General features: G+C 68.1%; 20 protein-coding genes. 8 read left to right on the top strand and 12 right to left on the bottom strand.

The window, feature by feature from the left end:
* Nucleotides 1-109 precede the first annotated feature (109 nt).
* Together JQ639_RS18130 and JQ639_RS18125 are read left to right on the top strand one after the other, a co-directional pair.
* On the top strand, nt 110-430 hold the full coding sequence (locus JQ639_RS18130) for an NIPSNAP family protein (RefSeq protein ID WP_211967483.1): 321 nt from the start codon (nt 110-112) through the stop codon (nt 428-430).
* Between the two features lie 100 nt (nt 431-530).
* Nucleotides 531-2,840: a tetratricopeptide repeat protein gene (locus tag JQ639_RS18125; RefSeq protein WP_211967482.1), complete on the top strand. Its 2,310-nt coding sequence runs from the start codon at nt 531-533 to the stop codon at nt 2,838-2,840.
* Between the two features lie 25 nt (nt 2,841-2,865).
* On the opposite strand, the gene JQ639_RS18120 is transcribed toward JQ639_RS18125, so the two are convergent.
* The 9 genes from JQ639_RS18120 to JQ639_RS18080 all read right to left on the bottom strand — a co-directional run bounded on the left by JQ639_RS18120 (nt 2,866) and on the right by JQ639_RS18080 (nt 12,644).
* Nucleotides 2,866-3,594: a DUF2865 domain-containing protein gene (locus tag JQ639_RS18120; RefSeq protein WP_211967943.1), complete on the bottom strand. Its 729-nt coding sequence runs from the start codon at nt 3,592-3,594 to the stop codon at nt 2,866-2,868.
* Between the two features lie 273 nt (nt 3,595-3,867).
* Entirely contained in the window at nt 3,868-5,271 is a 1,404-nt protein-coding gene (locus JQ639_RS18115; protein ID WP_211967481.1) for a sodium:proton antiporter, read from the bottom strand.
* A 107-nt stretch (nt 5,272-5,378) separates the two neighbouring features.
* On the bottom strand, nt 5,379-5,942 hold the full coding sequence (pyrE, locus tag JQ639_RS18110; protein ID WP_211967480.1) for an orotate phosphoribosyltransferase: 564 nt from the start codon (nt 5,940-5,942) through the stop codon (nt 5,379-5,381).
* A gap of 115 nt (nt 5,943-6,057) precedes the next feature.
* Entirely contained in the window at nt 6,058-6,588 is a 531-nt protein-coding gene (locus JQ639_RS18105; protein ID WP_211967479.1) for a chromate transporter, read from the bottom strand.
* Nucleotides 6,585-7,154, bottom strand: a complete 570-nt coding sequence (locus JQ639_RS18100; RefSeq protein WP_211967478.1) for a chromate transporter — start codon at nt 7,152-7,154, stop codon at nt 6,585-6,587. Before JQ639_RS18100 ends, JQ639_RS18105 begins: the two co-directional genes overlap by 4 nt.
* Before the next feature lie 118 nt (nt 7,155-7,272).
* Nucleotides 7,273-7,905, bottom strand: a complete 633-nt coding sequence (locus tag JQ639_RS18095; protein WP_211967477.1) for a LysE family translocator — start codon at nt 7,903-7,905, stop codon at nt 7,273-7,275.
* Nucleotides 7,906-8,096: 191 nt separating this feature from the next.
* The gene (locus JQ639_RS18090; RefSeq protein WP_211967942.1) at nt 8,097-8,717 is read right to left on the bottom strand and encodes a LysE family translocator; all 621 of its coding nucleotides are present in this window, start codon (nt 8,715-8,717) and stop codon (nt 8,097-8,099) included.
* Between the two features lie 22 nt (nt 8,718-8,739).
* The gene (gene polA / locus JQ639_RS18085; protein ID WP_371745131.1) at nt 8,740-11,724 is read right to left on the bottom strand and encodes a DNA polymerase I; all 2,985 of its coding nucleotides are present in this window, start codon (nt 11,722-11,724) and stop codon (nt 8,740-8,742) included.
* A gap of 68 nt (nt 11,725-11,792) precedes the next feature.
* A complete protein-coding gene (locus JQ639_RS18080; protein WP_211967476.1) occupies nt 11,793-12,644 on the bottom strand; it encodes a LysR family transcriptional regulator in 852 nt (283 codons plus the stop codon).
* A 107-nt stretch (nt 12,645-12,751) separates the two neighbouring features.
* Between JQ639_RS18080 and JQ639_RS18075 the strand changes: the two genes are divergently transcribed.
* Nucleotides 12,752-13,723 (top strand): quinone oxidoreductase family protein, encoded by a 972-nt coding sequence (locus JQ639_RS18075; RefSeq protein WP_211967475.1) that lies wholly within the window; start codon nt 12,752-12,754, stop codon nt 13,721-13,723.
* A 13-nt stretch (nt 13,724-13,736) separates the two neighbouring features.
* Here JQ639_RS18075 and JQ639_RS18070 read toward each other — a convergent pair whose 3' ends face one another.
* On the bottom strand, nt 13,737-14,789 hold the full coding sequence (locus tag JQ639_RS18070) for an acyltransferase family protein (protein ID WP_211967940.1): 1,053 nt from the start codon (nt 14,787-14,789) through the stop codon (nt 13,737-13,739).
* Between the two features lie 174 nt (nt 14,790-14,963).
* Here JQ639_RS18070 and hrpB point away from each other — a divergent pair, with 174 nt between their 5' ends.
* The 4 genes from hrpB (at nt 14,964) to JQ639_RS18050 (ending at nt 20,298) form a co-directional block, all read left to right on the top strand.
* The gene (gene hrpB, locus JQ639_RS18065; RefSeq protein ID WP_211967474.1) at nt 14,964-17,438 is read left to right on the top strand and encodes an ATP-dependent helicase HrpB; all 2,475 of its coding nucleotides are present in this window, start codon (nt 14,964-14,966) and stop codon (nt 17,436-17,438) included.
* Nucleotides 17,439-17,636: 198 nt separating this feature from the next.
* Complete coding sequence (locus JQ639_RS18060; RefSeq protein ID WP_211967473.1) at nt 17,637-18,161, top strand: TIGR02281 family clan AA aspartic protease; 525 nt, start codon at nt 17,637-17,639, stop codon at nt 18,159-18,161.
* Nucleotides 18,162-18,310: 149 nt separating this feature from the next.
* Nucleotides 18,311-19,810: a phosphomannomutase/phosphoglucomutase gene (locus JQ639_RS18055; RefSeq protein ID WP_211967472.1), complete on the top strand. Its 1,500-nt coding sequence runs from the start codon at nt 18,311-18,313 to the stop codon at nt 19,808-19,810.
* A gap of 260 nt (nt 19,811-20,070) precedes the next feature.
* Nucleotides 20,071-20,298 (top strand): hypothetical protein, encoded by a 228-nt coding sequence (locus tag JQ639_RS18050; RefSeq protein ID WP_211967471.1) that lies wholly within the window; start codon nt 20,071-20,073, stop codon nt 20,296-20,298.
* A gap of 40 nt (nt 20,299-20,338) precedes the next feature.
* Here JQ639_RS18050 and JQ639_RS18045 read toward each other — a convergent pair whose 3' ends face one another.
* Nucleotides 20,339-21,247, bottom strand: a complete 909-nt coding sequence (locus JQ639_RS18045; protein WP_211967470.1) for a LysR family transcriptional regulator — start codon at nt 21,245-21,247, stop codon at nt 20,339-20,341.
* A 110-nt stretch (nt 21,248-21,357) separates the two neighbouring features.
* Here JQ639_RS18045 and JQ639_RS18040 point away from each other — a divergent pair, with 110 nt between their 5' ends.
* Complete coding sequence (locus JQ639_RS18040) at nt 21,358-22,407, top strand: YeiH family protein (protein WP_211967939.1); 1,050 nt, start codon at nt 21,358-21,360, stop codon at nt 22,405-22,407.
* A gap of 37 nt (nt 22,408-22,444) precedes the next feature.
* Here the strand turns inward: JQ639_RS18040 and JQ639_RS18035 are convergent, their stop codons facing one another.
* A complete protein-coding gene (locus JQ639_RS18035) occupies nt 22,445-22,954 on the bottom strand; it encodes an Lrp/AsnC family transcriptional regulator (RefSeq protein ID WP_211967469.1) in 510 nt (169 codons plus the stop codon).
* Between the last annotated feature and the right edge of the window lie 78 nt (nt 22,955-23,032).

The raw sequence follows: 23,032 nt of genomic DNA, 5'->3' as shown, positions 1-23,032 counted from the left end.
GCCGACCGCGAAAGGCAACGTGCCGATGGGGCGAACGCTTCGATGGCGATCGAAGCATGGGGTGGCGACCGAGCGCTAGCGTCGGCAGGTATCATCCATGGGGTCCGTCATGACCATTACCGTCTTCATTCGTTATCGCATCGATCCGTTCAAGGCCGCGGCGTTCGAGGCCTACGCGCGCCGCTGGCTCGAGATCATCCCCGCGTGCGGCGGAAATCTCGTCGGTTACTGGATGCCGCACGAGGGAACCAACGATATTGCCTTTGGCCTGATCTCGTTCCCGTCGCTGGCCGATTACGAGGCCTACCGGGCGCGGCTGCGCGCCGATGCGGCCGGGCGGGACAACTTCGCATTCGCCACCGAGCAGCGCTTCATCCAGAGCGAGGAGCGCACGTTCCTGCGCCAGGTGGAGGCCGGCGCGCCGGGCTGACCGGTCGCGCGAGGATGCCATACCGCTCGCCATCGCCGCGTGCCTGAAAATCGCGTCTCGTCCGTTCAAAGATCAGCGCGAGCGACGTGGGGAGCGACAGATGGAGACGGCGGTCGGCCGGATGCTTGAAACGGCCGTGGGCCACTACAACGCCGGCCGGCCGACTGAGGCCGACATGGTCTGCGGCGACATCCTCGCCGCCGAGCCGGACCATGTCGAAGCGCTGCATCTGTCGGCGGTGATCGCGTTCGTCTCCGACCGCGCCGCGGAAGGGGCCGTGCTGTTGCAGCGGGTGTTCAGGCTGGCGCCGAATCACGCGCGGGCGTTCGGCACGCTCGGTGACGCCCTGGCGGTGAAGGGCGAGCGCGACGGCGCGCTCGCGGCCTTCGAGCGCGGCGTTGCGCTGCGGCCGCAGGATGCCGACCTACGGCTCAAGCTGTCGTCCATGCTGTGCTCGCTCGGGCGCTTCGCCGAGGCTGAGGAGGTCTGTCGTGCGGCGATGCGGCTCGGGCAGCGGCCGCAGATGGCGTTCAATCTCGCCGTGGCGCTCACCGGGCAGCACCGGCTCGCGGAAGCCATGGAGGCCTATCGCACCGCTGTGGACCTGGCGCCGGAGTTCGTCGAGGCCCGGCTCAATCTCGGCAATCTGCTGATGGACCAGGAGCTGTTCGGCGAGGCCATCGACGTCTACCGCGGCGCGGTCGCGGCCCGGCCCGGATTCGCCGATGGGCACCGCAATCTGGCGCTGGCCCTCTGCCGTCAGGGGGACGCCGCGGCGGCGTTGCCCGCGGCGCTCAGCGCGGTCTCGCTGCAGCCGGCACAGCTCGATGGCCACATCGTGGTCGGCGAGGTGCTGCAGGCGCTCGATTGCCTGGACGAGGCCGCCGCCGCCTTCCGGCATGCACTGGAAATCGATCCCGCGAGCGTCAAGGCGCATTGCGGGCTGGGCGCCGTGTTGTACCGCCAGGGCGCGTTCGAGGAGGCGCTGGAGGCCTATCGCTGCGCGACCGCGGCGGGGCCGGCCAATGCCGAGGCGCTCAAGATCACCGGCCTGATCCTGCACGAAACCCGGCGTCTCGACGAGGCGCTGGTGGCCTATGAGCGGACGTCGTCGCTGTCGCCCGATGATCCGATGGTCCTCAGCAATCTCGCCGCCTGCCTGTGCGCACTCGGGCGCCTGGACGACGGGATTGCCGCCTGTCATCGCGCCCTTGCGGCCGATCCCGGTCACGCGCCGGCCCATACCAATCTCGGCATCTTGCACGAGGCGCAGGATCGCCCGGAGGAGGCGGTCGCGGCCCATCGGCGGTCGATCGCGGCCGATCCCGGCTATGCCACGGGCTACGGCAATCTCGCCGTGGCGTTGCGCAACTACGGCGATATCGACGAGGCGGTGGCGGTGTCGCATCAGGCGGTGGCACTCGCTCCGAACGACCCGCTGACGCGCTACAATCATGCCCATCTGCTGCTGCTGAACGGCGACCTCGTCAACGGCTTCCGCGAATACGGCTGGCGGCTGCGCAGCAAAGTGCTGGCCGACGGCGAGGAAGCGTTCGACGCTCCGCACTGGCAGGGCGAGGATTTCTCCGGGCGTACGCTGCTGCTGCATGCCGAATACGGTCTCGGCGATACGCTGAACTTCGTGCGCTACGTGCCGCGCGTCGTCGCCCGCGGCGGCTCGGTGGTGTTGCAGGCGCAGCCGGCGCTGGTGCCGCTGCTGCGGCGTTCGCTCGATATCACGGTGATCGCACGCGGCGAACCGTTGCCGCCGTTCGACCTGCACATGCCCCTGATGGGGCTGCCATGCGTGTTCGGCACCACACTGGACGACATTCCGGCCGACGTGCCCTATCTCGCCGGTGATCCGGTGAAGCGCGACGCCTGGCGCGGCGCGCTGGCGTCGGAGACGCGGCTCAAGGTCGGCGTGGTGTGGGCGGGCAATCCGCTGCACAAGGGTGACCGCTGGCGCTCGCTGCCGGCAGAGGCGGTGCTGCCGCACCTGGTGATGGATGGCGTGCAGCTCTACAGCCTGCAGAAGGAGCCGCGCGAGTCCGACGGACCGACACTGGCGCGGCTGCGCCGGTCGGTGATCGATCTTGGTCCAGGGCTCGGCGATTTCATGGACACCGCGGCGGCGATCGAGGCGCTGGATCTGGTGATCGCGGTCGACACGTCGGTCGCCCATCTGGCCGGTGCGCTGGGGCGGCCGGTGTGGATGCTGTTGCCCTATGCGCTCGACTGGCGCTGGTTTCGTGAGCGCGAGGACAGCCCGTGGTATCCGACCATGCGGCTGCTGCGCCAGCCGAAGCCTCACGACTGGGAGCCGGTGATCCGGCGGGCCGCCGAGGAACTCGCCCGCGTTGCCGCCGGCGACCGCGCGCTGTTGCAGGGTCCGTCGTTGAGCGGTTGATCTGCCGAGGCGAGCCGCGTCGCAACTAGTCGAGGTTGGCGCGCTTCTGCTTCGAGGCTGCGTTCTTCGGTGCCACGGAGCTCGGAGCGGCAGCGCCGCGCGCGGCGTCCGCGGGCGCCGACGTTCCCGGATCGGTGAGGTCGGCGCTGACCGGCGCGACTTTCATTCCGCCGAGCTTGGCGCGGACTTCGGCCGTCAGTCCCGGATAGCTCGCGACCGGTGTGAAGTCGGCCGTGCCGCCGCCGCGCGGCCCGGAATACGCGACAAGGCCGTCGGCGGTGGCGATGATGTCGCCGGGGCGCAGCGTACCGTCGAGCGAGAGGTCGACCGGCGCAAGCCCGGCGGGGTCGCGGCCGTTGCAGGTGCAGTCGGCCTTCAGCGCCTTGCGGTAAGCGTAGGCGTTGTCGCTGTCGGCATAGCGCTCGCCGGTGGCGGCGATCGCGCCATCGATGTTGCTGCCGTAGTAGACCTTGGTGGTGCTGGCCGGGCAGAATGCCTGGCACATTTGCACCGGGGTCAGCCCGCCGCGGGCCTGCACCGGGAAATAGCGGCCATCGCAGCTGCGCACGCAGTAGCCGGTATAGCGCCCGGCATCGCCGCGGGGCGCCGCAGCCGGCGCGGGAGCTGGCGCAGGATTGAGACCGAACGGATCGAAGCTGCTGTTCTGCGACGACGGCGCACTGTTGCCGCCGAACAGGAAGTCGAGGAAGCCGGCGCTCGCCTGCTGCGGGAGCGTCGTGGTGACGGCGACCATGAGGGCGGCGCTCAGCGCCAGGCGGCGCACAAAGTCAGGTTTCTCGAACACCGCCGACTCCACGCCAGGTCATTACGCCAGGCCATCACGCCACGTCATTGCCATGCCGCGAGACGCCTGCCCCGGGCGCTGCCAACTTATCGAAAGATGGTAAACGAGCGGTGAGCGCGCCGGGCTGCACGATGGTCGGCATCGGTCATGCGGGGCGGTATCGCCGTAAGCATCGGCGGTCAAAGTCGCGTCGGCGTCGGAGTGAAGGTCAGCTCCGCCGTGCTAGACGCCCAACCATGACAGCAGGATGAAGAGCGGGATCAGGATCCCGAACGACCAGGCCATGTAGCCGAAGAAGCCGGGCATGTGAACGCCGCGTTCGCTGGCGATGGCGTAGACCATGAAGTTCGGCGCGTTGCCGATGTAGGTGAGTGCGCCCATGTACACCGCGCCCATCGAGATGGCGGCGAGCGTCGGCGCTAGCGTGGTCATCAGTGTCGTGGCGTCGCCGCCGGCGAGGCCGAAGAACACCAGGTAGGTCGGTGCGTTGTCGAGGAAGCCGGACAGCATGCCGGTGAGCCAGAAATACATCACGTTATGCGGTTCGCCGCCGGGTGTGGTCACGGCGGCGAGCAGCGGCGCGAACCGTCCGTCGGCGCCGGCCTGCAACATCGCCATCACCGGAATGATGCAAATGAAGATCGCAGCGAACAGGATCGCGACCTCGCGGATCGGCTCGAAGCTGAAGCCGTTGGCTTCGCGGTGCTCGTCAGGGGTCAGCCACAGCGACAGCAGCGCGACGACCACCAGCGCAGCGTCGCGCAGCAGGTTCTGCAGCTCGACCGGGGTGCCGTAGACGTCGAACGTCACCTCCGGCCGCCATATCGCCGAGCCGAGGATGGCGGCGATGATCAGTGCGATCAGCACGAGATTGATCAGGCCATGGACCTGGATGGCGATCGGCTGCGCCTTCTCGGCTGCCGGCTCGCGCCGGGCGAACGCGATGTCGATGACCGCGAACACCGCGAGCAGGGCGGCGGACACGCACAGCGTCTGCAGCCACAGGTGCTCGGTCGTCCAGAAGAACGACACGCCACGCAGGAAGCCGATGAACAGCGGCGGGTCGCCGAGCGGCGACAGCGCGCCGCCGATGTTGCAGACGAGGAAGATGAAGAACACCACGACATGGGCGTTCGATGGCCGGTGCGCGTTGGCGCGCAGCAGCGGCCGGATCAGGATCATCGCCGCGCCGGTGGTGCCGACCACGCTGGCGATCACGGTGCCGAAGGTGAGGATGATCGTGTTGACCGACGGCGTGCCGCGCAGGCTGCCGGTGACGAGAATGCCGCCGGCGACGACATAGAGGGCGAAGATCAGCACGATGAAGCTGAGATATTCGCCAAGCGCGGCGTGGACGAAGGCGGCGCCGGCGATCTGCGGCCCGTACAGCCAGCCGATCGGCAGCAGCGTCGCGGCGCCCCACGCCAGCGCCAGCTTGTCGTAGTGGTGGTGCCAGACGCGGGTGAACAGCAACGGGCCGGTGGCGATGGTCAGCAGGATGCCGACGAACGGCAGCGCCCACGCCCAGCCGAGCTCAGCGCCATCGAACGCGCCATGCGGCGCGGCGAGCGCGGCCGACGACGTCAGCAGGAATAACACCGCAACGGCGAGCAGCCGTGACACCATGACCGGACCTCGTGATGAACAGGAGGCTGGCCTAGCATCCGGGCAAGGGGATCGCAAAGGCGGGACGGTGGCGGGGGCAGGGCGGCGGCGCGGCCTGCCGCCGCAGCCTACGGCTTGAGGAACTCGCTGGCCTTGTAGAGCGAGCGGAACGGGATGCCGGCGTCACGGAAATTCTCGGTGGCGCCTTCCTCGCGGTCCACCATGGTCAACACCAGCGCGATCTCGCCGCCGGCGTCGCGCACCGCGTCCACCGCCTTGATGGCGGAGCCGCCGGTGGTGGTGACGTCCTCGACGATCACCACGCGCTTGCCCTCCAGCGTCTCGCCCTTGGCGAGGCCTTCGACCGCAAGCCGTGCGCCATGTTCCTTCGGCTTCTTGCGGACGAAGAAGGCGGCGATCGGGTGACCCTTGATCCACGACAGCTGGGCGATGGCGCCGGCGAGCGGCACCGCGCCCATCTCGAGGCCGCCGACATAATCCAGGTTGTCGTCCTTGAGGGCCTCGTAGGTCAGCTCCGCGAGCAGCGAGGCGCCCTCGGGGTGCAGCATGGTCGGCTTGAGGTTGAAGTAGAAATCGCTCTTGCGGCCCGATGCCAGGGTGATCTCGCCGCGCCCGAAGGAGCGCTTGGCGATGATGTCGGCGAGGCGGGCGCGGGCGGCGGATTTGGACACGGACACTCTCGGGCTCGGGAATTTGGCGAGTTTTAGCGGGGCCCGGCCGGCAATGCCAGTGCCGTGTCCACCCCTCAACAGGCCTGAACCGTCCGTGCCGCTTCCAGAAGGGGCGTCAGGGCAGCCCGATCCCGCTCCAGCCGATCAGGGCACCGGCCGCCAGCAACCAGAGCGGGTGGATGCGGGTGGTGAGGGTGGCCAGAGCGCAGCCCGCGGTGATCGCGACCAGGATCCACTCATGGTCGGAGGCCTCGGCGATCAGCATGGCGCTGGCGGCGACCAGGCCCACGGTCATCGGCACCAGGGCGGCCTGGATGATGCGCCGCCAGGGGTGATCCTTGAAGCGCTGCCACAGCCGCATCACGATGCCGGTGAGGACGGAACTCGGGCCGAACTTCGCCACCGAGGTCACCAGCAGCCCCTGCCAGCCCGCGACATGCCAGCCGACCAGAGGCACCACCATCATGTTGGGGCCCGGGGCCGCCTGGGCGAGGGCGAACATCGCGGTGAAGTCGCGGGCGGTCATCCAGTGATGGACGTCGACCACCTGGCGCTGCATCTCCGGCAGGATGGTGTTGCCGCCGCCGAACGCCAGCAGCGACAGCTGGGTGAAGATGATCGCGAGGGCGATCAGGACCGATGTCATCGCTCCAGCCTCCAGGTCGCGAGGATGCTCAGCGTCGCCAGCCCCAGCATGGTCGGCAGCAGCGGCCAGCGCAGCCAGCCGATGGCGATGAAGCACGCCAGCGCGATCACGATGGCGACGGGACGGCGGCGGATCGGCCAGGCGATCTTCGCCGCCATTGCCACCAGCAGGCCGGCCGCGGCCGCCGCCAGCCCGGCGAACAGGTGCTGGACATGGGGATCGCCCTGGAAGCGGTCGTAGACGAAGCCGAGCAGCACCACGATCGCGGTCGGGGCGGCGATCAGTCCGATCAGCGAGGCCAGCGCGCCGGCGATGCCGCGAAAATGCAGGCCGATGGCCACCGAAAGGTTGATGATGTTGCCGCCAGGCAGGAACTGGCAGAGGCCGAGCAGCTCGGTGAACTCGGCGCCGGTCAGCCAGCGGCGGTCCTCGACGATCATGCGCCGCGCCAGCGGCAGCACGCCGCCGAAGCCGGTCAGTCCGAGGATCAGGAAACCGCTGAACAGCGCGCCGACGGTCGGCGGCTCGCGGGGGTCGGCCATCGGGATCTCGGCGGCGGTGTCCATGGGCTGGCTCCGCGTCCGGCGGGGGCCGGACGGCTCATCGACGGGCGTAAAGCACAGCGCGGAGTGTGTCCAATATATGGATCAGGCAATCGTCATATGGTCTGGATATGGCAGGAAGTCAGGCCCGCCGCGCCTCCAGGGCCATCCGCAGCGCGAGCCCGGCGAGCACGGTGCCCATCAGCCAGCGCTGCAGCTTCAGCCAGGTCGGGCGCGTCCGGAAGAACAGCGCGATCGAGCCGGCGGTCAGCGAGATCAGCGCATTGACGCTGACGCTCACGACAATCTGGATCATGCCGAGCACGACCGACTGGCCGAGCACGCCATGCGCCGGATCGATGAACTGCGGCAACAGCGCGAGATACAGCATCGCGATCTTCGGATTGAGCAGACTGGTGAGGAAGCCCATCGTGAACAACCGCCGAGGGCTGTCGATGCTGAGCGTCTTCACCTCCAGCGGCGAGCGCCCGTTCGGCTTCAGCGCCTGCCACGCCATCCACAGCAGATATGCGGCGCCCGCGAAGCGCAGTGCGTCGTAGGCGTAAGGCACCGCCATCATGAATGCGGTGATGCCGAACGCGGCCGACAGCATGTACACCACGAAGCCGAGCGCGACGCCGCCGAGCGAGACGAGGCCGGCCATCGGCCCTTGCGTGATCGAGCGCGACAGCAGGTAGATCATGTTGGGGCCCGGCGTCAGCACCATCGCGAACGCGACCAGCGTGAAGGCAAGCAGCGACGTGGAGGAGGGCATGGTGATGAATCCGGCAGGAGCGACGTTCAAAGGCTACCTCATCGCCCGTCGCCGCAGTAGGCGTGTGAAGGAAAGGCTGGCCTGCATGGTGCGGGCCCAATTGCATCGCGACCGCCACGGGCTCGGTGCAATTGCATCGATCTCCGCCGGATCACCGTTTTGTCTTGAAGGGGTGGTTCCCTCTGCTCGTCCTAACGCTGGGTGCTGACGGCGAACCACACGGCGATGCCGACCAGGAGCAGCGCGAGGATGCGCCGGACGGTGCGACGTTTATCGGCGGTGTCGATTCGGTGTTGCAAGGCGCCGGCCAACAGCACGATCGACAGATGGACGATGGCGGCGACGCCGACATAGATCGCCGAGAGCACCAGCGTCTGCATCCTGACCGCGCCGAGATTGATGCGGACGAAGTCCGGCAGGATCGCAATGTAGAAGACTGCGGCTTTCGGGTTGAGCAGGTTGGTCACGAGGCCGCGCCGAAACGCGACGGCGGGTCGTATCCGATCGTCGGTGGCGGTCGCGCTGGTCTCGGCCTCACTGCGCCAGCCATCCCACGCAAGCCAGAGCAGATAGATCACGCCGGCCCAGCGCAGCGCTTCGTAGAGCAGAGGTGTGCCGTCGATCAGTGCCGCGAGGCCCAGTGCTGCGGCGATTCCATAGACCGAGAGCCCGAGCGCGATGCCGGCGACCGCGGTGAGGCCCACCCGCACGCCGTTCGAAAGCGACAGTGCGGCGAGGTAGGCCATGTTCGGCCCCGGCGTGATCTCGATGACCAGCGACGTCAGCGCGAACGCAGCCCAGCTGCCGAGCATGGCAGCGTCGATGATGGTCGCGCTAATGTGCCTCGTCCCAATTGTGGGCGGCGCGGGCGTCGACATGCAGCGGCACGGTCATCACCACGGCCGGGAACGGCGCATCCTGCATCACCTGCTGCACCACGGGCAGGGTCTTCTCGACCTCGTCGTCCGGCACCTCGAAGATCAGTTCGTCGTGCACCTGCAGCAGCATCTGCGCCGACAATTTCTTCGCGGCCAACACGCCCTCCATGCGGATCATGGCGCGGCGGATGATGTCCGCGGCCGAGCCCTGCAGGCGGGCGTTGATCGCGGCGCGCTCGTTGAAGGCGCGGTGCGAGGGGTTGGGCGAGCGGATGTCGGGGTAGTGGCACTTGCGGCCGAACAGCGTCACCACATAGCCGTGCTCGCGGCAGAAGTCGCGGGTCTGGTCCATGTAGGCGCGGATGCCCGGGAAGCGCTCGAAGTACTTCTTGATGTAGCTCGATGCCTCCTCGCGCGGAATGCCGAGCTGGTTGGCGAGGCCGAATGCCGAGATGCCGTAGATGATGCCGAAGTTGATCGCCTTGGCGCGGCGGCGCACCTCCGACGGCATGTCCTTGATCGGCACCCCGAACATTTCGGATGCCGTCATGGCGTGAATGTCGAGTCCGTCCTGGAACGCCTGCCTGAGCGAGGGAATCTCGGCGATTTCGGCGAGCAACCGCAGCTCGATCTGCGAATAGTCCGCCGACACCAGCTTGTGGCCGGGTGCCGAGATGAAGGCGCGGCGGATCTTGCGGCCATCCTCGGTGCGCACCGGGATGTTCTGCAGGTTCGGCTCCGACGACGACAGCCGCCCGGTGGTGGTGGAGGCCAGTGAATAGGAGGTGTGGATACGGTTGGTCTGCGGATGCACGAAGGTCGGCAGCAGGTCGGTATAGGTCGACTTCAGCTTGGTGACCTGGCGCCATTCCAGGATCTTCCTGGGGAATTCGTGGCCCTGCTCGGCGAGATCGTCGAGGATCGAGGCGGAGGTCGACCACGCACCGGTCTTGGTCCTGGTGCCGCCGGGCAGCCCCATCTTGCCGAACAGCACGTCGCCGAGCTGCTTGGGGCTGCCGGGATTGATCGGCTCGCCGGCCATCTCCTGGATCTCGGCCTCGAGGCGGGCCGCAGTCTGGGCGAAGTCGCCGGACAGCCGCGCCAGCTCCTGGCGGTCGATGGAGATGCCGCGCCGCTCCATGCGCGCGAGCACGGTCGCCATCGGCCGCTCCAGCGTTTCGTAGACAGTGTTCATGCGCTCGGCGATCAGCCGCGGTTTGAGCACGTCCCACAGCCTCAGCGTGACGTCGGCGTCCTCGGCAGCGTATTCGGTGGCCTTGTCGATCGGCACCTGGTCGAACGTCACCTGGTTCTTGCCGGAGCCGGCGACGTCGGTGAAGGCGATCGGTGAATGTCCCAGCCATTTCTCCGACAGCGGGTCCATGCCATGCGCGCCGCGGCCGGCGTCGAGCACGTAGGACATCAGCATGGTATCGTCGATCGGAGCGATGGCGATGCCGTGCTGCAGGAACACCAGCGCGTCGAATTTGAGGTTCTGGCCGATCTTCAGCACGCCGGGATCTTCGAGCAGCGGCTTGATCACCGCCAGCGCGTCGGCCGACTTGATCTGGTCGGGCGCGAGGCCGCCGGCGAACAGGCCGGCGCCTTCGCCGCCCTGCTGATGAATCAGCGGCACGTAGCAGGCATCACCCGGGCCGAGCGCGAGCGAGAAGCCGCACAGCTCCGCCTGCATCGGATCGAGGCTGGTGGTCTCGGTATCGACGGCGACGTGGCCGAGATCCTTGGCGCGGGCGACCCAGGTTTTCAGGTCCGCGATCGTGCGCACCGACGCGTAGGCCTTGGCGTCGAACTTGCTGCCCGCGCCGGCATCGGCTCGGGCGGCGGCGTGTGCCTGCGGCGTCAGCGCGCCGGCGGCCGCCCGGGCCGCGGAAGGAGCGGCCGCAGCCGCGGGCCTGCCGCCGCCATCCAGCGGCAGCATCGGCGCGGCGTCCATGGCGGCCGGCACCGATGCGCTCTTGAGGCCGCCGTCAGCGGAGACCTCCGCCGCGTTGACCTCGGAATAGTCGGCGACGCGCTTGGTGAGGGTGGTGAACTCCATCGCCTTGAGGAAGGCGATCAACCGCCGTGCGTCGGGCTCGTGCACGGCGAGCTCGTCGAGCGGCACGTCCAGTGCCACGCGGTCGTCGAGCAGCACCAGCTTGCGCGAGATGCGCGCCTTGTCGGCGTTCTCCAGCAGCGCTTCGCGGCGCTTGGGCTGCTTGATCTCCCCGGCGCGCGTCAGCAGCGTTTCGAGATCGCCATATTCGGTGATCAGCTGTGCCGCGGTCTTGATGCCGATGCCGGGGACGCCAGGCACGTTGTCGACGGAGTCGCCGGCCAGCGCCTGCACGTCGACCACCTTGTCCGGCGGCACGCCGAACTTCTCGATGACCTCGGCGATGCCGATGCGGCGGTCCTTCATGGTGTCGTACATCACGACGCGCTCGGTCACGAGCTGCATCAGGTCCTTGTCCGACGATACGATGGTGACGGTGGCGCCGCGCTGGTCGGCCTCGCGGGCATAGGTCGCGATCAGGTCGTCGGCCTCGAAGCCGCCCTGTTCCAGGCATGGCAGCTCGAACGCCTTCACCGCCTCGCGGATCAGGGCGAACTGCGGGATCAGATCTTCGGGCGCCGGCGGGCGGTGCGCCTTGTAGTCGGGATAGAGCGTGTTGCGGAACGTGATTTCCGACTTGTCGAACACGATGGCCAGATGCGTCGGCTGGTTGTCCTTCGGCATGTCGCGCAACAGCTTCCACAGCATGTTGCAGAAGCCGAGCACCGCATTGACCTGCAGCCCGTCGGACTTGCGGTTGAGCGGCGGCAGCGCGTGATAGGCGCGGAAGATGTAGGACGACCCGTCCACCAGGAACAGATGATCGCCCTTTTTCAGGGCAGGTGCGGATACGGGCGCGGCGGCGGTGCTGGGCATTTTGGACATGGCGGCAATGTAGGGAGTTTTGCCCGCGATGACACCTGTTCCGGCGCGGCTGCGCACCGGAATTTTTGTCATCCGCCGTTCATGCACTCGCCGAGAAACGTCATCACCGCACGCACGGCGGGGACCTGGCGCAGGTCGCGGTGCACCAGCAGCCAGACGTCGCGGCGGATCGGCCTTTGTGTCACCGCATGGCGCTGCAGGCAGGCGTCGCCGTCGCCGAGATAGTGGGGTAGCGCGGCGATACCGAGGCCGGAACGCGCGGCGGCGATCTGGGTTTCCAGGTCGTTGGTGCGCAACACCACCTCGCGGTCGCCGACGATGGTGCGCAACCAGACCTCCTGGGGCGAGTCCGCCATGGTGGCGTCGTAGCCGATGAACGCGAAGGCATGCGGCGGCGTGTCCTTGAGATAGGCCGGCGTGGCATAGAGGCTGAAGCCGAAGCTGCCGAGGCGCCGCACGAACAGTCCGCTCTCGACCGGGCGCAGCAGCCGCAGCGCCACATCCGCCTCGCGACGGCTGAGAGACGCGCGGCGCTTTTCGCCGATCAGCTTGATGCGGATGCCAGGGTGGCGCTGCCGCAGTTGGATGAGGCGTGGAGCGATCACCGCGCTGGCGAAGGTCGGCGGCGCGCTGATGGTCACTTCGCCGTCGACGCCGGGCTGGGCCGCCCGGGCGGCGCGGCCGACCGCGAACGCGGCTTCCTCCATCGGTGCGGCGGCGGTGGCGATGCGCCGTCCGTCATCGGTCAATGTCGTGGTTCGCGCCCGGCGGTCGACCAGCTTCAGCCCGGTGGAGGCTTCGAGCGCAACGATCCGCCGTGCCACAGTAGCGTGATCGACGCCGAGCGCGCGGGCCGCCGCCGACAACGTGCCCTCGCGCGCGAACGCCGCGAAATGGCGCAGGTCCTCCCAGTCGGGCATTGTGCAAAATCTCACATGGAAGATGCAGATATGGGGAATTTCGCATATCCGGGGCCGTCGCCATAGTCCTTGTTGCAACGAGCGGAACAAGGAGACGAGCCATGGTCATGACGAAGATCGTTCGGGTGAGGGCGCCCGGCGGTATCGAACAGTTCGAGGTCGCCGAGGTCGCGCTGGCACCGCCCGCCGCCGATGAAATCCGCGTCCGCCAGACGGCCATCGGTGTCAACTTCGTCGACATCTACCAGCGCGCCGGGCTGTATCCGATGCCGCCGGCCGGCATTCCCGGCATCGAGGGCGTCGGCCTGGTGTCGGCCATCGGCGATGGCGTGACGACGCTCGCGGTCGGCGACCGCATCGCCTATGCGGGCGCGCCTGTCGGGGCCTATGCCGCCGAGCGCAACCTGCCGGCGTGGCGCGGCATCCGGCTGCCGGCGGCGCTGTCGGACGCGCGTGTCGCCTCGGTGTTCGTCAAGGGCATCACCGCGCACATGCTGCTGCACAAGGTCTATCCGGTCGGCTCCGGCACATGGGTGCTGGCGCACAGCGCGGCGGGCGGCCTCGGCCAGCTCCTCACCCGCTGGGCGGTGCATCTCGGCGCCACGGTCATCGGCACGGTTGGGTCGGAGGCCAAGGCGGCGCTGGCGCGCACGGCGGGGGCGCAGCATGTCATCGTCGGCCGCGACGCCGACTTCGGCGCGCATGTCGCCGACATCACCGGCGGGCGCGGTGTGGATGTCGCGTTCGACGGCGTCGGTGGCAGCACGCTTGCGCGGACGTTCGCCTGCGTCCGTCCGTTCGGCGTGGTCGCGAGCATCGGCCAGAGCGCCGGGGCAATCCCGCCGGTCGATGTCAGCGAGCTCGGGCCGCGGCGCAGCCTGATGCTGGCGCGTCCCAGCGTGCTGGCCTACATGAACAACGCCATGGAGTATCGCCGCGCCGCCGAGGCCGTGCTGGCGGCGATGGAGGCCGGCATCCTGCCGGGAGAAGGCGTCGCCTACCGCCTCGACGAGGCGGCGAAGGCACAGGGCGAGCTGGAGGCAGGCCGTACCAGCGGCGCGCTCTACCTCGTGCCGTAACGCGTGAGGCGGATCATTCCGCCGCCTGCAGCGTCGGGCGGCGGAGTGTCCGCGGCGCAATCCAGAAGCGGTCGGGGCGCTCGTACAGGAAGTTGAGGCGGGTGCCGCGCACGGCCCACCACATCGCCAGGGCGCCGAGAACGCCGGCGACGTTGACCAGCAGCGCCACGACGCCGATATCGGCGATCAGGCCGGTCTTGAGCAGCAGCGTCCGCGACGCGGCCATCGGCAGGAAGAAGCCGAGATAGATGACGATGGAGTGCTCGCCGCAATAGCGCAGCGCGTCGAGCCAGCGCACCTTGGCGAGCAGGGTGCCGATCACGATGATCGCGCAGGCGCCGGCATAGCCGAGCACCAGCGAGATCAGCGGCCATTCGCTGACGCCGGCATACACCAGGCCGGCGTCGGCGAGCGCCCATACCCCGAGGCCGAGCAGCGCGAGGCCGCTGTGGCGGCGCGCTGCATCCGATAGCGCGAAGACGTAGTTGGCGAACAGGTAGCCGGAATAGAAGTAGACGAAGCGCGCGGCGAACTCGTCGATGATGGTCGAGCCGGTGTGCGGGATGTGCATCATCTCGAGGCCGGCGGCAATCGCCCAGACCACGATCGGCGGCACCCGTCGCGTCAGCTTGGTGACGACGAAGAAGATCGGCAGCAGGTAGATGAACCACAGCGTGCCGAACGGCTCGATGAAGGTCTCGAGATAGAGCAGGCCGACATGGGCCCAGCCCTGCTCGGCGGCGAACACCGGCGCCTTGATCGCGAACTGGATCGCCATCCACAGCACGTAGAAATAGGCGAAGTGCACCACCTTGCGGTCGAGATAGGTGCGCCAGTCGCGGTCGATCACCCGCGCCAGGAACAGGCCGGAGATCAGAAAGAAATCGGGCATCCGGAATGGTTTGGCGAACGCCACCACGAGGTGCATGAAGCCCTCGCGGCCCGCAGCCGCCTCGACGCCGAGGGTCGAGTGCATCATCACCACCATGATAATGCAGATGCCCTTGGCATAGTCGACGAAGTCGATCCGCGGCGCGCCCGAAGCGGCCGTTCCGTCCTGAGCCATCGATGTGCCGTTCTGTGCCGCCATGGTGTCACTATCGCCCACAGGGGTTTCCGCTCCCTTTATGGATACAAGCGCTGTGCCAGCATCGCTCGCCAGCGCGGCGGCCCTCTGGTATGAGGCTGCCGCAGCCCGCCCCGTTAACCATGCCGATGCTGCAGAGCCACGGTTCCCGACTTGCGCACTTTCGACAGTCCCCTTCCCATCGACGCCGTGCTCGGCGATCTCGCCGCGGCGCTCGCCGCGCGCAGCGCCGCCGTGCTGGTGGCCCCGCCCGGCGCCGGCAAGACGACGCGGGTGCCGCTGGCGCTGCTCGATGCGCCGTGGGTCGGCGAGCGCAAGATCGTCGTGCTGGAGCCGCGGCGGATCGCCGCGCGGGCCAGCGCCGAGCGCATGGCGAAGACGCTGGGCGAGAAGGTCGGCGACACCGTCGGCTATCGCGTGCGCTTCGGCTCCAAGGTGTCGCGGCGCACCCGGATCGAGGTGGTCACGGAAGGCATCTTCACCCGGCAGATCCTCGACGATCCCGAGCTGTCGGGCATCGCCGCGGTGCTGTTCGATGAGTTTCACGAACGTTCGCTCGACGCCGACCTCGGCCTCGCGCTGGCGCGCGACGCGCAGCAGGGCCTGCGTGAGGACCTGCGCATTCTCGTGATGTCGGCGACGCTCGACGGCGCGCGGGTCGCGAGGCTGCTCGGCGACGCGCCAGTGGTGGAGAGCGAGGGGCGCGCCTTCCCGGTGGAGACGCGCTATCTCGGCCGCAAGACCGACCTCACCATCGAGCGGCAGATGGCGGACGCGATCGCCGCGGCACTGCGTGCCGACACCGGTTCGGTGCTGGCGTTCCTGCCCGGCGCGGCCGAGATCCGTCGCACCCAGACCATGCTGTCCGAGCGCATTCATGACGCGAGCATCGAGGTGGTGCCGCTGTTCGGCGCCATGGAAGCCGCGGCGCAGGACCGTGCCATCGCGCCGGCGCCCAGGGGCAGCCGCAAGGTGGTGCTGGCGACCTCGATCGCCGAGACGTCGCTGACCATTGAGGGCGTGCGCATCGTGGTCGATTGCGGGCTCGCGCGCGTGCCGCGCTACGAGCCGGATATCGGCCTGACACGGCTCGAAACCGTGCGCGCGTCGCGCGCCGCGGTCGACCAGCGGCGCGGCCGCGCCGGCCGCACCGAGCCAGGTGTATGCTACCGCCTGTGGGACGAGCCGCAGACCGCGTCCTTCGAGCCGTATACGCGGCCGGAGATCCTGTCGTCGGACCTGTCGCCGCTGCTGCTCGATCTCGCCCAGTGGGGCGTGCGCGATCCCGGCCAGCTCGCCTTCCTCGATCCGCCGCCGGCGCCGGCGCTGAGCGAGGCGCGGGCTCTGCTGGAAGAACTCGACGCGCTCGATGGCGATGGCCGGATCACCGCCGAGGGCAAGAGCCTGCGCGCGCTGGCTCTGCCGCCGCGCCTCGCGCGCATGATCGTGGATTCCCATCGCCTGGGTGGCGGCGCCGAGGCCGCGGCCATCGCCGCGATCCTGACCGAGCGTGGGCTCGGCGGCGACAGCGTCGACCTCGAGGCGCGGCGCGATCAGTTCCGCCGTGACCGCTCGCCGCGCGCCGCGCAGGCACGCCAGCTGGCCGAGCGCTGGGCCGGGCAGGTCGCCGCGACGGAGGGGGATGCGCCGGATCTGTCGCCGCCGTCGACCGGTGTGATGCTGGCGCTGGCCTTTCCCGACCGTGTCGCGCGCAACCGCGGCAATGGCAGCTTCGTGCTCGCCAACGGCCGCGGCGCGGCGATCGAGCCGACGTCGGCGCTGGCGCGTGCGCCGTTCGTCGCTGTCGCCGAGCTGACCGGCACTGCGGCGCAGGGACGCATCCTGCTGGCGGCGCAGATTACGCTTGCCGAGATCGAAGCGCAGTTCGCCGGCCATATCACCACCGACGACGAGATCACGTTCGACCGCAATGCCGCGGCGCTGCGGGCGCGCCGCCGCACCCGCCTGCATGCCATCGTGCTGTCGGAGCAGCCGCTGTCGATCACGCCGTCGGCGGAGAGCGCCACGGTGCTGGCGCAGGGGCTGATCGATCGTGGGCTCGATCGGTTGCCATGGTCCAAGCCGCTCAAGCAGTGGCGCGACCGGGTGATGTTCCTGCGTGCCGCGGCGCCGGACGAGTGGCCGGACCTCTCGGACACGGCGCTCGCCGCACGCCGCGACGACTGGCTGGTGCCGGCGCTGTTCGACAAGACCGCGCTGTCGCAGCTGTCCGCGGGTGATCTGTCGGACGCGGTGATGAACCTGCTGCCGTGGCAGGATCGTGGACGGCTCGACCGCGAAGCGCCGACTCATTTCGAAGCGCCGACCGGTTCGATGATCCCGATCGACTACGAGGCGGAGGAGGGTGCCAAGATCTCGGTGCGCCTGCAGGAGCTGTTCGGCCTCAACCGCCATCCGTCGGTGGCGCAGGACCGCGTGCCGCTGGTGGTCGAGCTGCTGTCGCCGGCGCACCGGCCGGTGCAGGTGACGCGCGATCTTCCAGGCTTCTGGCGCGGCAGCTACGCCGCCGTGCGCTCGGACCTGCGCGGCCGTTATCCGCGCCATCCCTGGCCGGAGGATCCGGCGTCCGCCGCGCCGACGCGCCGCGCCAAGCCGCGCGGCACTTAAAAGGGTTTCGATCACGACATGCGGACCGCCCCGTAGCTGGTCTTTGACGCCTGTGAGATCCGCTACGCCGGCGCGGGAATTAACGCTTCGCTCACCCTTTTCACCGAAATAGGAGGCGCATCCTGTGGTGATCAGCAGCGGCCTTGCGGCCGGCATGATTTGATCGACCGACGGGTGGGTCAGGCAGGTGTATGCGTCATGCGTAGCATTATCATCTTTGCCGCCATCATGATCGTGGCCGGGACCTTGATGGCACAGGTTGCCGACCGGCTGACGTCGGCTGCGCCGGCGCGCGCCGCGGCCGCTCCGGCAGCGACCACGCCCGCTCCCGCATTACAGACGGTCGGGTCCGCCGACCGCACCGTCACGATTCCCCGCGACCAGCGCGGTCATTTCCAGACCGACGGCCGCATCGAAGGACAGCGTATCAACTTCATGGTCGATACCGGCGCCTCGGTGGTCGCGCTGACCGAGAACGACGCGGCGCGCATCGGTATGCGCCCCTCCCGCGGGGACTACAATGCCACCGTCACCACCGCCAACGGCACCGTGAAGGGCGCGCGTATCCGGCTCGCCAGCCTCGATGTCGGAGGCCTCGTCGTGCGCGATGTCGACGCCCTGGTGCTGCCGGACGGCGTCCTCAGCGAGAACCTGCTGGGGCTGTCCTATCTCTCCCGCCTCAAGCGGTTCGAGTTCGCCAACGGCAAGATGGTCCTGCAATAAATCCGTCACGATGCCGGACCTGTTGCGCCGCAATTGAACCCTACCATCATCCCGACCCGCCTTTCGAAACCATAGCGGACTGAAGGTCTTTTCAGACTTTCCGACCTCCGCTATGGCTTCTTCTTTCCCTGATCACGAGGCCTTTTTTGATGTTTCCGAAGCCGAAAGCCGCGCTGACCCCGAACACCTACGCCTACGAATCCGAGCCGATGGTGAAGGCGACCGGGTTCCGCGAGTACGATGCGCGGTGGTTGTTCAGCAAGGAAATCAACCTGATGGGGGTGCAGGCCCTGGGCATGGGCCTTGGCACCCTGATCGCCGAACTCGGCCAGAAGCAGGAGATCGTCACCGGCCACGATTTCCGCGGCTACTCCGCCTCCATCAAGTATGCCCTGATCTCGGGTCTGCTCGCCGCTGGCTGCAAGGTCCACGACATCGGCCTCGCCGTGACGCCGATGGCTTACTTCGCGCAGTTCGATCTCGACGTGCCCTGTGTTGCGATGGTCACGGCCTCGCACAACGACAATGGCTGGACCGGTGTGAAGATGGGCGCCAACCGCCCGCTGACCTTCGGGCCCGACGAGATGACGCGGCTCAAGGAGATCGTGCTCAACGCCGACTTCAAGACGCCGGGCGGCGGCGCCTATCAGTTCCACGAGAATTTCCCGGCGCGCTACATCGCCGACCTCACCAACCGCCCGAAGCTCAAGCGCAAGCTCAAGGTGGTGGTCGCCGCCGGCAACGGCACGGCGGGCGCGTTCGCGCCCAAGGTGATGGAGGCGATCGGCTGCGAGGTGATCCCGCTCGACGTCGAGCTCGACCACACCTTCCCGAAGTACAATCCGAATCCGGAAGACATGGAGATGCTGCACGCGATCCGTGACGCCGTGCTCGAACACAAGGCCGATGTCGGCCTCGGCTTCGACGGCGACGGCGACCGTTGCGGCGTCGTCGACGATACCGGCGAGGAGATCTTCGCCGACAAGGTCGGCGTGCTGCTGGCGCGCGACATGTCGGCGCTGCACAAGAACGCGCAGTTCGTCGTCGACGTGAAGTCGACGGGACTGTTCGTCACCGATCCGGTGCTGCAGAAGCAGGGCGCGGTCACGACCTACTGGAAGACCGGCCATTCCTACATGAAGCGCCGCACCCATGAGCTGAAGGCGCTCGCGGGGTTCGAGAAGTCCGGCCACTTCTTCTTCAACGCGCCGGTCGGGCGCGGCTATGACGACGGCCTCGTGTCGGCGATCGCGATCTGCGAGATGCTTGACCGTGCCGGCGACAAGAAGATGTCGGATCTCAAGAACGCGCTGCCCAAGACCTGGTCGTCGCCGACCATGTCGCCGCATTGCGCCGACGAGACCAAGTACGGCATCGTCGAGCAGGTGGTTCGGCATTTCGAGGATGCGAAGGCCAAGGGCGCCAAGGTGGCGGGCCAGGCGATCCGCGATCTCGTCACCGTCAACGGCGTCCGCGTCACGGTCGAGGACGGCAGCTGGGGTCTGGTGCGGGCGTCGTCCAACAAGCCGGAGCTGGTGGTCGTGGTCGAGAGCCCCGTCTCTGAACAGCGCATGCGCGACATGTTCGAGGCGATGGATTCGGTGCTGCGCACCCATCCCGAGGTCGGCGAATACAACCAGAAGATCTGACCTGCCGGCCATCCCGCATACCTATCGCCCCGAAGCTCCGCCTGCGTCCGCCGGCGGAGCTTTTTCATGGGGCCGTGCCCGCGGGCCGGAACCAGGGCGGCGGGCATGCGCTGGGACGCACAAAACAAGGATGTTCTCCGGATCGTGCGTCCGGCAGCAGGAACAGCCTTTATCGGCGGAAAAATCGCAGCGATGCGGCCATTGCGTCCGCCCCGTCGCAGACGAGATAATAGTAGCGATTTCAATACGCTGAGCGACCCATGCCGCAGCCGAGCTTCGATCCTTTCGGGGAACCTGTCCCCGCCGCGACCGCCGATGTCCGGCGGCCTGCCGGCGCGTGGCTCGCGCGGACCGGCAACATCGTGTTCTGGTCGCTGGCGGCGGTCATCGTCGCAGCGCGCGCTGCGTATTTCCATCCGGACGTTGCGTTCCGGTTCGATGCCGCGGTCGCCTATCTCCATGGCGTGGTTGCCGGCGCTCTCTCCTGATCCTGTCCGATCTCGTCTGCCTGCTGCGGCTTGAACACCGTCAGTCGCTCGCGGCTGCCTTGGCCGTGGCCTCCAGCAGGCGCTGGAAGGCGAGCGCCGCGGGCATTTGCACCCGTCCCGGCATGTCGAGCTGCCACAGCGTGCGCTCGATGCGCACGCCTTCGATCGCCACGCGCTTCAGGCGGCCGAGCTGCACCTGATCGCCGACCGTCGCGGTGGAGACGATCGAGACGCCGAGCCCGGCGGCGACCGCCTGCTTGATGGCTTCGGTGCTGCCGATCTCCAGCGTGCGCGCCGGGGCGATGCCATGGGCCGCGAGCGCCTGGGCGACGACCTCGCGGCTGCCCGATCCCGGTTCGCGCAGGATCAGGATTTCGTCGTCGAGCCGGTTGCGGTCGAGCGGCGCGCTGGCCGCAGCGAAGGGATGGTCCGCGCCGACGATCAGCTCCATGACGTCGTTGCGCCAGGGCCGCGCGATCAGCTTGTCGTCTTCCACCGGTCCCTCGACCAGGGCGATCTCGATCTCGTGGCCGAGCATCAGGTCGGCGATGTCGCGGGTGTTGGCGATGACGAGATGCAGGTCGACATTGGGATGGTTGCGATGGAAGCGGCCGAGGTCATCGGCGATCATGTAGGTGGCGATGGTGGTGCTGGCGCCGACCCGCAGGGTGCCGCTATCGAGGTTGCGCAGCGCGCGCAGTTCCTCCTCGGCGGCGCGCTCGGCCGCAAACAGGGTCTCGGCATGGCGGGCGAGGGCCTGTCCCTCCCGGGTCGGCCGCACCCCCTTGGGCTCGCGGTCCAGCAGGCGGCATCCGACCTGCTCCTCGAAGTCGCGCACCCCCTTGGAGATGGCGGGCTGGCTGAGGTGAAGGATCTCCGCCGCCCGGGAGAAGCTGCCGGTCCGCGCGACCGTCGCAAACAGGCGGAGCAAGTGGAGGTTCAGGGGCATTACTTTTCTCTATTGGCCTAAGAGGAAAAGATATTATCCTTGTGAAGCCTGTTGGCGCATAAAATCTTCCAAATCTGGAGATTGAAGTGCCAAACGTCCTCACGCCACCCATCCCCCCAGACAACCACCGCAGCCACTGGGGCAGGGCCATCGCCGGCCTGCTGCCGGGTGTCGCGCTGTGCCTCGGGGTGACGCTGGTCTCGGTCGGCCTGCAGGAGCTCGAAACCCTCGGCTTCGCGCACCCCTATGTCGAGGCCCTGGTCATCGCCATCCTGCTCGGCGCGGCGCTGCGGACCGCCTGGGAGCCGTCAGCGCGCTGGCGCGCAGGCATCGCCTTCAGCGCCAAGCAACTGCTCGAGCTCGCAGTGATGCTGCTCGGCGCGTCTATCAGTTTCGCGGCGGTCGCCGCGTCGGGCCTGCTGCTGATTGGCGTGATCGTCGCTATCGTGATCGTGGCGATCGCCGCCAGCTATGTCATCGCCCGCGCGCTCGGCCTGCCGACGCGGCTGTCGATCCTGATCGCCTGCGGCAATTCGATCTGCGGCAACTCGGCGATCGCCGCGGTGGCGCCGGTGATCGGCGCCGATAGCGAGGACATCGCCTCGTCGATCTCGTTCACCGCGGTGCTCGGCGTGCTGATGGTGCTGGGGCTGCCGCTGCTGATCCCGCTGCTGCAGCTGTCGGCGAACCAGTACGGCATCCTGTCGGGACTGACGGTCTATGCGGTGCCGCAGGTGCTGGCGGCGACGGTGCCGGCAGGGCTCGTCAGCACCCAGGTCGGCACGCTGGTCAAGCTGGTGCGGGTGCTGATGCTCGGGCCCGTCGTGGTCGGCTTCTCGCTGTTCGGCCGGGCGCTGCGCGGCGGGGCGGCGGAGGCGGCAGCGCCACAGCGGCTGTCGCTGTTCCGCTTGGTGCCGTGGTTCATCGTCGGCTTCCTGGTGTTCGCCGCGCTGCGTTCGCTGGCGCTGGTGCCGGATGCGGCGATCGCGCCGATCACCAGGATCGCCAGCTTCCTGACGGTCGTTTCGATGGCCGCGCTCGGGCTCGGCGTCGACGTCCGTGTGCTCGGGCGCGTCGGCGGCAAGGTGACCGCGGCGGTCACGCTGTCGCTGCTGCTGCTGCTCCTGATGAGCCTCGCCGCCGTCCGCCTGTTCGCGTGACGGTGGATGCGCCCGCCGCGCGGCGGGCGCCGACCGATCAGGCGGCGCTGACCGGCGGCACCGGCAGGGCCGTCACCGACTTGATCTTCTCCATGGCGAAGCGCGAGGTGACGTTCTTGAGCGGCACCGAGCTGATCAGCTTCTTGTAGAAGACGTCGTAGCTCTGCATGTCCGCGACGACGACACGCAGCATGTAATCGACGTCGCCGGCCATGCGGTAGAACTCCATCACTTCCGGCATGGCGCTGACGGCGTCGGCGAACTTCTTGAGCCAGGCCTCGGAGTGGTCGCCGCTCTCGATCGAGACGAACACCGAGATGCCGAGCCCGATCTTGTTCTGATCGACGAGGGCGACGCGGCGCAGGATGATGCCCTCTGCCTCGAGGCGCTGGATGCGTTTCCAGCAGGGGGTCGAGGACAGGCCGACGCGATCGCCGATCTCGGCGACGGACAGGGAGGCATCGTCCTGCAGCACGGTCAGGATCTTGCGGTCGATGGCATCGAGCCGGCGGTGGGTGTCGGGGGTGGCAACGGCCAGGTCAGTCATGGCGAAGAATTCTTTTCCAATAATTGGGATAATCTACCTCATATATAGAAAATTCTTCTCGCGCAAGATCCTGTGTCG

Source organism: Bradyrhizobium sp. U87765 SZCCT0048 (assembly GCF_018131225.1).
In the GTDB taxonomy this organism is placed as follows: domain Bacteria; phylum Pseudomonadota; class Alphaproteobacteria; order Rhizobiales; family Xanthobacteraceae; genus Bradyrhizobium_A.
Note: the sequence above shows the minus strand (reverse complement) of the source record. Positions and strands in the feature narration are given on the sequence as shown.